7 protein-coding genes, 1 tRNA gene and 2 other annotated features are annotated in these 6,618 nt (G+C 47.6%); all 8 genes read left to right on the top strand.

The features are described 5' to 3' along the window. Positions 1-178 precede the first annotated feature (178 nt). Positions 179-255: transfer RNA gene (locus GXX34_04225), tRNA-Val, on the top strand. A gap of 169 nt (positions 256-424) precedes the next feature. Then, positions 425-1,315, top strand: coding sequence for a putative sporulation protein YtxC (gene ytxC / locus GXX34_04220; protein ID HHW06730.1), 891 nt, complete (start codon positions 425-427; stop codon positions 1,313-1,315). Positions 1,316-1,409: 94 nt separating this feature from the next. Next, positions 1,410-2,012, top strand: a complete 603-nt coding sequence (locus GXX34_04215) for a DUF445 family protein (GenBank protein ID HHW06729.1) — start codon at positions 1,410-1,412, stop codon at positions 2,010-2,012. Between the two features lie 45 nt (positions 2,013-2,057). After that, positions 2,058-2,275: a binding site (T-box leader), on the top strand. A 38-nt stretch (positions 2,276-2,313) separates the two neighbouring features. Further along, a complete protein-coding gene (thrS, locus tag GXX34_04210; GenBank protein ID HHW06728.1) occupies positions 2,314-4,227 on the top strand; it encodes a threonine--tRNA ligase in 1,914 nt (637 codons plus the stop codon). Positions 4,228-4,290: 63 nt separating this feature from the next. Further along, positions 4,291-4,425 (top strand) — a sequence feature (ribosomal protein L20 leader region). Positions 4,426-4,452: 27 nt separating this feature from the next. After that, entirely contained in the window at positions 4,453-4,965 is a 513-nt protein-coding gene (locus tag GXX34_04205) for a translation initiation factor IF-3 (protein HHW06727.1), read from the top strand. A gap of 16 nt (positions 4,966-4,981) precedes the next feature. Further along, complete coding sequence (gene rpmI / locus GXX34_04200; protein ID HHW06726.1) at positions 4,982-5,179, top strand: 50S ribosomal protein L35; 198 nt, start codon at positions 4,982-4,984, stop codon at positions 5,177-5,179. Between the two features lie 42 nt (positions 5,180-5,221). Then, on the top strand, positions 5,222-5,581 hold the full coding sequence (gene rplT, locus GXX34_04195; GenBank protein HHW06725.1) for a 50S ribosomal protein L20: 360 nt from the start codon (positions 5,222-5,224) through the stop codon (positions 5,579-5,581). A 24-nt stretch (positions 5,582-5,605) separates the two neighbouring features. After that, the gene (locus GXX34_04190; protein ID HHW06724.1) at positions 5,606-6,427 is read left to right on the top strand and encodes an RNA methyltransferase; all 822 of its coding nucleotides are present in this window, start codon (positions 5,606-5,608) and stop codon (positions 6,425-6,427) included. Positions 6,428-6,618 lie beyond the last annotated feature (191 nt).

The raw sequence follows: 6,618 nt of genomic DNA, 5'->3' as shown, positions 1-6,618 counted from the left end.
TACGGCAAAAGATATTGCCCACACGATTCACGCTCATCCCACTTTAGCGGAGAGCATGATGGAAGCGGCGGAGAATGTCCATCGTTTAAGCATTCATGCTTAGGTGGAAATCCTGTTTTTACTCTTGACTTAATGGCGAATATCGTTCATAATAAATTGTGTCCCGAGCAAAACTTTAGGTCGCTTAGCTCAGCTGGTTAGAGTACCACGTTGACATCGTGGGGGTCACTGGTTCGAATCCAGTAGCGACCACCAATTGAATTTCAAGTTCCTGCTGTCGAGGCAGGGACTTTTTTATTTGTATTACATACCCTATTGTAGGAAGATGTTTACAACTCGTCCCGAGTGGGTTTTTAATGGCAACATGCAACTGTATATGATGATTCCCCGCCACATATACTATGGGAAAGAAAGGGGTGAAACGATGTCGCAGCTCGTTTGGATTGGCAGTTCAGAACACATCGATTTCATCCGCAATAAGCTTGAATTAGAGAGCAAGTTGTTGCTGGCTGAAGGTGTGGTCTTGAAAATAAACGAACAAAAACATGGTGGATATACTTTTTTCGGCATCAGTGTTCCAACTGATCTAAAAGGGATACCCTTGGGCGAGGGTACTATTTTTTCGTTACGATACTCGGTTGCCAAGATATTAACGGAACTTATCACCCTTAAATTTGAAAGGCAGCTGCTGCAGAACCTGATTAAAGTCCATTATCATTACTTTACCTGGGATGAACGCTTGTTGATACTGGAAAAGGCCCTCGGTTTTCTGGCTGAATCCTATCCACAGCGGCGCAAGCATGCCGTGCTCCAGCTCATCTTTGATTATCTGGAAACGGAACGGCTGCTGAACCTGGAAGGGTTTATCCGTTTTCGCCTCGGCAGTTACATGGAAGAACTCAGTGACGCCGTGGAACAGGCGGTGGATGAGTACCTGGCGGAAAAGGAGTACAATGATTTCATTAGATTGCTCCGGTATTTTGTCGAGATTCAAGAACCAAGAATAGAAAGAGTTAATGTATTGATCCAACCAAGCGGTTTGTTTCAACTTTATGACAGCTGTGACAATATAATCAAGAGCGATTATTTGGAGAGTTTTGTGGCGGAATTGGCGGAACATGAGCTGAGTTATGAGGACTTGTTGATTAGTACATTGATTACCCTGGCACCAAGACACATCATCCTTCATCTGCCGGATCCCGGCGGTGTCATGAGTACCGTCCACACTATTGAAAGCGTTTTTGCAGAGCGGGTATCTTTGTGCCGCGGGTGTGCCAAATGTGCCAATTATAGAAAACACAACAAAAAACCATGACCGGCAGGCTTCGGCCTGCTTTTGTTTATCTTGATTGAAACGGCCCGGTTTGTTATGCTATTGACGAAATTTCGCGGACAAAAGAGGAGAAAATATGAACCCGGCTTTATGGCTCGCACCTGTCACAGGGGCTTTAATCGGTTGGTTTACCAATTACCTGGCAGTGAAAATGCTGTTTCGTCCCCATGAACCGGTTACCATTTCGTTAACCAAGTTGACTATCCAAGGTGTTATTCCGAAGCGTAAGAAAGAAATAGCCAGGTCTTTAGGGGAGATTATCGAAAAAGAGCTAATTTCTATCGATGAGTTGACGGAACACCTGTCCCAGGAAATCCAAAACGAACAGCTGCTTGACTTGTTGGCCGCCAAAGCCAGTGCCGGGGTGGTAAACTCCCTGCCCAATCTCATTCCTGATCCGGTGAAAGCGGTTATTGGCAATTTAGTGGCTAACCTGGTACACCATCAGGGTCCGGAGCTCATGCGGCAAGTCACTTCCCATGCTTTAACCGGGATTAAACAAAATATAGATCTTTCCCGCCTGGTGGAAGACAAGGTGAACCAGATGGACTGGCGGCAGTTGGAGCAGCTGGTCCTGCAAGTGGCGGCAAAGGAGCTAAGACACATTGAGGTCTTGGGAGGCGTTATCGGTTTTATCATCGGCCTGGTCCAGCTGGTGATTATTCATTTTTCACATTGACTTTCATTTCATGCTTTATTATAATTAATCAAAAACCTGATACTGGTAGAAGTGATGATGGGGAGAGTACTTAAGTTTGTACGGTGCCAGAGAGGAATGGCCCTGGCTGCAAGCCATTCCACCGGAGGCTTAAGGAAAACCGCCCCGGAGCAGCAGGGGTGAAAGTGTCCAGTATCCCCTGTCGTTTGACCGCGTTAAGGTCTCCAAAGGGGAAGCGTATGCTTCAATTTGGGTGGAACCGCGAGTAATTCCTCGTCCCAAGCAGGCGAGGAATTTTATTTTTGTAGGAGGTGTGGAAGTGATGGAACATATTACGGTGGAATTGAAAGACGGCAGCCAAAAAGCTTTCGCAAAAGGGTTATCCTTGCTTGACATAGCCAAGTCTATTCATCCCAGATTAGCGAAAGAAGCACTGGTGGCCAAGTGGAACGGCCAATTGAAAGATTTGAGTTTTGTACCGGATACGGACGGCAGAGTAGAATTCTTGACCTTTGATGATCCTGAAGGGCAGGAAGTGTACCGGCACAGCTCCGCCCATATTATGGCCCAAGCGGTGCAGAGATTGTTTCCGGGTACTAAACTGGCGATTGGGCCTGCCATTGATAACGGGTTTTACTATGACTTTGACTGTGAGAAGAGTTTTACCCCTGAAGACCTGCAAGCCATTGAAGCGGAAATAGAGCGTATCATCAAAGAGGATCATCCTTTCGTTAGACAGGAGGTACCCCGGGAGGAGGCCATTAAGTTTTTCGAGGAAAACCGGGAAGGTTATAAAGTTGAGCTGATTAAAGATCTGCCGGAGGATGCGGTGATCAGCATCTACAGGCAAGGGGAATTTGTCGACCTGTGCGCCGGTCCCCATGTGCCGAGTACAGGCAAAGTCAAAGCCCTTAAGTTGATGAGCTTGGCAGGCGCCTACTGGCGCGGCGACGAGAAGAATAAAATGCTGCAGCGCATCTACGGCACCAGTTTTCCCAAAGAAAAGGACCTGCAAGAGTATCTTACCAAATTGGAAGAGGCCAAAAAGCGTGACCACAGGAAATTAGGCACCCAATTAGGTTTGTTCTTCCTGGCGGAGGAAGGTCCGGGTTTCCCGTTCTTCCATCCAAAAGGCATGGTACTGCGGAATGAGTTAGAAAACTACTGGCGAGAGGAGCACCGGAAGGCGGGGTATTTAGAGATTAAAACCCCGATTATTTTGAACCGGCAGTTGTGGGAACGTTCCGGCCATTGGGATCATTATAAAGAAAACATGTACTTCACCACCATTGATGAACAGGAGTTTGCCATTAAACCCATGAACTGCCCCGGCGCCATGCTGGTGTATAAGTCCCAGCAGCACAGTTACCGGGATTTCCCGCTGAGACTGGCGGAGATGGGGCTGGTCCATCGCCATGAAAAATCCGGTGTGCTCCATGGTTTGATGCGGGTCAGGGCCTTTACCCAAGATGATGCCCATATTTTCATGACCCCGTCCCAAGTGACCGGAGAGATTAAACGAGTCATTGATTTGATTGACCGTTGCTACAAGCTTTTCGGCTTCAAGTATCACGTGGAGTTATCTACGAAACCGGAAAATGCCATGGGTTCCGATGAGCTTTGGGAACAAGCCACCGGCGCTTTAAGTCGAGCTATGGAAGAACTGGGCATGGAATACAAGATCAATGAGGGCGATGGCGCTTTTTACGGGCCGAAACTGGATTTCCACTTGGAAGACTCCCTGGGACGGACCTGGCAATGCGGCACCATCCAATTGGACTTCCAAATGCCGGAGAAGTTTGACCTGGTCTACATCGGCGAAGACGGGGAAAAGCATCGACCGGTTATGATCCACCGGGTGGTATTCGGCAGCATTGAGCGGTTTATCGGCATTCTGACGGAGCATTTCGGCGGCGCTTTCCCCACCTGGCTGTCCCCGGTGCAGGTAAGGCTGTTGCCCATAGCTGACCGGCACTTGGATTACTGCTTTGCCCTAAAAGACAGTTGGGAGCCGGAAGGTATCCGCGTAGAAGTTGATGACCGGAACGAAAAGATCGGTTACAAAATCCGGCAGGGCCAACTGGAAAAAATACCTTACTTGCTGGTAGTCGGTGATAAGGAAGTGGAAAACCATATGGTTTCGGTCCGCAAGCGTTCCGTGGGAGAAATGGGCGCGGTGCCGGCAGCGGAGTTTTTGGCGACATTAAGAACAGAAATAGCCAACCGGGAAAAATAATCTGTCACAGAAACCTTGACATTTTGGCTCTATTGGTGGTACAATGTCAACCGGAACTTGGTTGGTAACAAGTAGAAGCCGTCCGCTTCTCACCTTATGACGCTCTTCGGCAGTCGATAAGGTAAGTGGTTTTATGTTCCAGTTTGCTTGCTGTGCATAAAATGCGGATGGGTTTCCCATCTGCATTTTTTGTTATATGCCCACATTTTTTGGAGGTGACAGGTTATTAAAGATTTACGTGTCAACGAGGAGATTCGTGCTCGTGAAGTGAGGTTGGTTGGTACAGACGGGGAACAATTAGGTATCATGCCGGTGAAGGACGCATTGAAGATTGCCTACGAAGAAGGGCTTGATTTAGTGGAAGTGGCACCTAATGCGAAGCCCCCCGTTTGCCGTATTATGGATTATGGAAAATACCGTTTTGAGCAAAGCAAACGTGAACGGGAAGCCAGGAAGAAACAGAAGGTCATCAACGTTAAAGAAATTAAATTCCGTCTAGGCATTGAAGAACATGATTTCCAGGTAAAGGCGAAAAATGCAGAGCGCTTTTTAAAGGCGGGGGATAAGGTAAAGGTTACAGTCATGTTCCGCGGCCGGGAGATTACGCATGCCGACTTGGGGAAAGAACTATGTCTTAAACTTGCCAACCAGCTACAAGATTTAGCCAGTGTCGAAAAACCTCCAAATGTGGAAGGTAAGAATATGACTATGATATTAATGCCAAAGCAAGATCACTGAGAGGAGGCAATCATCCATGCCAAAGATGAAGACACATCGCGGAGCAGCGAAACGGTTTAAAGTGACAGGGACCGGTAAACTGAAAAGGTCAAAAGCATATAAAAGCCATATTCTGGAAAAGAAAACCCGCAAGAGGAAACGCAACTTGAGGCAAAGCGGTTTGGTCAGTGCTGCTGACGCAAAGAATATGAAGAAATTACTGCCATACCTGTAGACATGCCTTGTAACAAAAACTCGCTGAAGGAGGTTTTTGATCATGCCAAGGGTCAAAAGGGGTGTAGTTGCCCGTAGACGCCATAAAAAAATTCTCAAGCTGGCCAAAGGTTACTTTGGTGCTAAATCAAAACTGTTTCGTCCTGCCAATGAGCAAGTGCTGAAGTCTCTGTCTTACGCCTATGCCCATCGCAAGCAGAGGAAGAGGGACTTCCGTAAATTGTGGATTGCCAGGATTAACGCAGCGGCCAGGATGAACGGCCTTTCTTACAGTTCTTTTATCCACGGCCTGAAGCAAGCAGGAGTGGAAATCAACCGTAAAATGCTGGCGGAGCTGGCTGTTAATGACGCCCAAGCTTTTAGTGAACTGGCCAGTCTAGCTAAATCCAAACTGAATGCTTAGCCTGTCTATCAGGATGACATCGCGATGTTAATTCGGCTGACATCTAAGGACAACCGGGTTTTAAAACAGGTTCGTTCTTTAGGTAAGCGAAAATACCGCGAGGCTAACAGGAAATTCGTCCTGGAAGGAAAAAAAGCTGTTAGTGAAGCTTTAGCTTATGGTGCCAGCCCTCAGTTCCTGGTAGTGGCGGATTCCTTTGCCGCCAAGCCGGATTGGAGCCCGATCATGAATAAGGCCTTGGAAAGGCAAGTGACCGTCTACCAGGTAACTGATGCACTCTTTGCCAGTCTTGCCCAAACGGAGGAACCGCAAGGTATCTTAATCGTGGTCGGGCAACAAGAATGGAGTTGGGGCGATCTATCCCACCGGACAAAGCCCTTTTGGGTTATTATAGATGGATTGCAGGATCCGGGTAACCTAGGGACGATAATACGTACAGCAGCTGCCGTAAATGTTGATGGGCTGATTTTGACCACGGACACGGTTGATGCCTACAATCCCAAGACGATTCGTTCTACCATGGGTGCGGTACTGAGAACGCGACTGGTGCAAAAAGTATTGCCGCATGATGTGGTCCATCGCTGCAGGGATTTGGGACTTCCCATTGTGGTAGCAGATCCGAAAGGGGCGCTTCCTTATTACCAGTGGGATTTTACCCAGGGCATGGCCTTGGTGATCGGTAATGAAAGCAAGGGTCCCAATCAGGTATTTTTGGAAAGTGCTGCAGCAAGAGTGGTTATTCCCATGCCCGGGCAAATTGATTCCCTCAATGCGGGAGTCGCCGCCAGTTTATTGATGTTCGAAAGAGTGAGGCAGCAGGGAAACATCACCCCTTTTCTTGTTTAATTACTGGGGATGTGATATAATTGCCTTAGAATTTCCCCCAGATTTGCAGAAAGGTTGTGGTGTTGATGTTCCTGCCCGCCGAGATTTTTTGGAGGATTTTCATGAAAACCGGTTCTGTTACTGCGTACATCATGTACCGACGCCTGATTCTGCAATAATGGAAAGGCTGTGTTTGGGAAGAGTAATCAGTT

Source organism: Clostridia bacterium (genome assembly GCA_012840125.1).
In the GTDB taxonomy this organism is placed as follows: domain Bacteria; phylum Bacillota; class DULZ01; order DULZ01; family DULZ01; genus DULZ01.
The sequence above is the reverse complement of the archived record's forward strand: the minus strand, read 5'-3'. Positions and strand labels throughout refer to the sequence as shown.